At 71.5% G+C, this 3481-nt stretch carries 3 protein-coding genes; all 3 read left to right on the forward strand.

The features are described 5' to 3' along the window. Positions 1-254: 254 nt before the first annotated feature. Positions 255-1154, forward strand: a complete 900-nt coding sequence (gene panC / locus U9979_RS24135; RefSeq protein WP_322755453.1) for a pantoate--beta-alanine ligase — start codon at positions 255-257, stop codon at positions 1152-1154. Positions 1155-1156: 2 nt separating this feature from the next. Further along, a complete protein-coding gene (panD, locus tag U9979_RS24140) occupies positions 1157-1678 on the forward strand; it encodes an aspartate 1-decarboxylase (protein WP_322781085.1) in 522 nt (173 codons plus the stop codon). Further along, positions 1675-3481: L-aspartate oxidase (locus U9979_RS24145; protein WP_322781086.1), on the forward strand; the 1807-nt coding region annotated here is incomplete at its 3' end. The genes panD and U9979_RS24145, both read left to right, overlap by 4 nt.

The following is a 3481-nucleotide window of genomic DNA, read 5'->3' on the forward strand; positions in this document are numbered from 1 at the left end:
GTGGTCGGGCATCCCGGCACGTCGGCGCCCGTGTTCGCCACTGCCGGCGGCTCGCCACGCCCGGACGTCGTGAGGATCCCGCCGCAGACGGGCAGGATCGAGGATGAACCGAACCATAGGCGATCTTTCGGATCATCACGACAAAGACGGACGGGGTGCGATATGCGGTGGGTGCCAGGCGAGCGCGGGCGATTGCGGACGCGTTACGCTGACTGCCGACGTCCGGTACCCCCACGAGGACTGGAACGACACTGATGGCCACAGCCCGAACCACGACTTCGACGCGCCCCCGACCGTCCAACGGCGGGAAGCCGACACTGGTACGCAGCCGCGCGGACCTCGAGACGCTACTCCACTCGTCACCCTTAGCACCCGTGGAAACGCGTGCAGTCGTGATGACAATGGGGGCGTTGCACGCCGGGCACTGCGAACTCATCCGGACGGCCCGTGCGCGTGCCGATCAGTTGATCGTCACGATCTTTGTCAACCCGCTCCAGTTCGGCCCGGGGGAAGATCTTTCGCGCTACCCCCGGATGCTCGAGGCGGACCTGGAGATCTGCGCCGCCGAGGGGGTCGACGTCGTCTTCGCGCCGACGCTCGTGCACGAGGCCCCACCCGCTGTCCGCGTCTGCGCCGGCCCACTCGGCGATCTGCTGGAAGGGTCGAGCCGTCCCGGGCATTTCGACGGCGTCCTCACGATCGTGGCGACACTGCTGCACCTCACCGGTCCGCAGTTGGCCTTCTTCGGCAAGAAGGACGCCCAGCAGCTTGTCCTCATCCGCCGCATGGTGCGGGATCTGGCCTTTCGGACCGAGGTCGTCGGGGTGTCAACCGTCCGGGCACCCGACGGACTGGCCCTGTCCAGCCGCAACTCCTACCTGACGACCCATCAACACCGCGCCGCGCTCGCGCTGTCACGAGCGCTGGCGGTCGGGGTGAGCGTCGCGGACGAAGGCCCGGACGTGGTGCTCGCGGCCGCCGAGAACGTCCTGGCCGCCGAACCGGGTGTTGACGTCGACTACCTCACCCTCGCCAGCCCCGATGACCTGACGCCGGTGCGTCGCGGCCAGGCGCTGCTGCTGGTCGCGGCCCGGGTCGGCACCGTCCGACTGATCGACAACATCGAGCTCACGCTGCCCGAGGAGGCCGGCTGACCGTGTTCCGGACCATGCTCAAGTCGAAGATCCATCGAGCCACTGTCACCCAGGCCGACCTCCACTATGTCGGCTCGGTGACGATCGACGTCGACCTGCTGGAGGATGCCGACCTGCTGCCCGGCGAGCAGGTCACGATCGTTGACATTGACAACGGTGCCCGGCTGGAGACGTACACGATCGCCGGCCCACGCGGCAGCGGCGTCATCGGGATCAACGGCGCTGCGGCTCGGCTCGTCCACCCCGGCGATCTGGTGATCATACTGTCGTACGCGATCATGGCCGACGCGGACGCCCGCCGGTTCGCCCCGCGCGTGCTGTTCGTGGACAGCGCCAACCGGGTCGTCGCGCGCGGGGACGACCCGGCACAGGCAATCCCGGACGATCCGTCCAGCCTGCGTGGGGACATCGTCAGCCCGAACGCGGTGAGCCAGGCGTCGATCGGGCCGGCGTCGATCGGGCCGGCATCGATCGGGCCGGCATCGATCGGGCCGGCATCGTCCGGGCGGCGGGTTCGTACGTGACGGTCCTGCCGTGTCAGCTTGGCGCGCCCCGACCGGGGTGGGCCCGCGATGCCGACATCGTCGTGATCGGCTCCGGGATCGCGGGGCTGGCCACCGTCCTGCATGCCCGGGCGGCAGTACCCGGCGGCCGGGTGCTACTGGTCACCAAGGCACGCCTGGACGAGGGCTCGACCCGATGGGCGCAGGGTGGGATCGCCGCGGCACTCGCCCCGGAGGATTCTCCAGATGATCACCTGACCGACACCCTCGTGGCCGGGGTCGGGCTGTGCGACGTCGACGCGGTCCGGATCCTGGTCACCGAGGGTCCGGCCCGGGTCCGGGAACTGGCCGACCTCGGCGCCTCGTTCGACCGTGACGACTCCGCGGGCGGGTTCGCGTTGACCCGCGAAGGTGGACACCTGCGCAACCGGGTCGTGCACGCCGGCGGGGATGCGACCGGTCTGGAGGTGGAGCGGGCCCTGATCGCCGCGCTGCGGGCGGATCCGGGCGTCGATGTGATCGAACACGCGCTCGTCCTCGACCTGCTGCTGGACGCGGACGGCAACGCCGCCGGGGTGACCTTGCACGTCCTCGGCGAGGGGACGACGGACGGCGTGGGCGCGGTAACCGCCCGCGCAGTGGTCCTCGCGACCGGTGGGATGGGGCAGGTCTTCGCGTCAACCACGAACCCGCCGGTGTCGACGGGCGATGGCGTGGCGCTGGCCCTGCGCGCCGGGGCGATCGTCACCGACCTGGAGTTCGTCCAGTTCCACCCGACCGCGCTGTGGCTGGCAGGAACCGGTGGCGATGCGGCTCCCGGTCACAGCGACCCCGTGTCCGGCCAGCAGCCACTGGTCAGTGAGGCCATGCGCGGCGAGGGCGCCCGGCTGGTGGACGCCACCGGCGGCGCTGTCATGGCGGGCGTCCACCCGCTGGCGGATCTCGCCCCGCGCGATGTCGTGGCGAAGCAGATGTCGCGTGTGATGGCTGCTCAGGGCGTCGACCACCTGTACCTGGATGCCCGTGGGCTGGGCAGATCCACGCTGCTGCGGCGGTTCCCGACGATCACCGCACGCTGTCGTGCCGCCGGGGTGGACCCGGTCAGTATGCCGATCCCGGTTGCCCCGGCGGCACACTACGCCAGCGGTGGTGTCCGGACGGACAGCTGGGGCCGCACCAGCGTCCCCGGTCTCTACGCCTGCGGTGAGGTCGCGTGCACAGGCGTGCACGGCGCGAACCGGTTGGCGTCCAACAGTCTGCTGGAAGGACTGGTCTTCGCCGCCAGGATCGCCACCGACCTCGCCCGCGGGCTGCCGACCCCCGCACGGCCCGCGGACCCGGTGGTGGGACGCGGCTCGGCCGGGCTCGCCGACCCGGTGGCCCGCGCGGACCTGGCCCGGGCGATGGCAGCCGGCGCGGGGGTACTGCGCAGTGCCGAGCGCCTGCGGACCACCGCCAGGACGCTCGCCGCCCTCGGGGAATCGCGGCGGTCCGGCGGGGGCACGGTCACAGCCGGACCGGATGCGTGGGAGATGACCAACCTGCGGACGGTCGCCACCGCGCTGGTCGCCGCCGCGGCGCTGCGTCAGGAGACCCGGGGCGCACACTGGCGAGAGGATTTCCCCAACGCCGACGATGTGGCGTGGCGTGGTCACATCCTTACCCGGCTGGATGCGGAAGGCGGCTTGTCAGTGACCTACGAGGCGGCGAACGCTGCACGTGACATGGCCGCACCGGGTAGTTCGGCTGCTTCGCGCAGCGCAGGCGCAGGCGCGGGCGCGGGCGCGGGCGCAGGCGCGGGCGCAGGCGCGGGCAGCTCAGGCG

This window comes from Protofrankia sp. Cas4 (assembly GCF_963555915.1).
GTDB lineage: Bacteria > Actinomycetota > Actinomycetes > Frankiales > Frankiaceae > Protofrankia.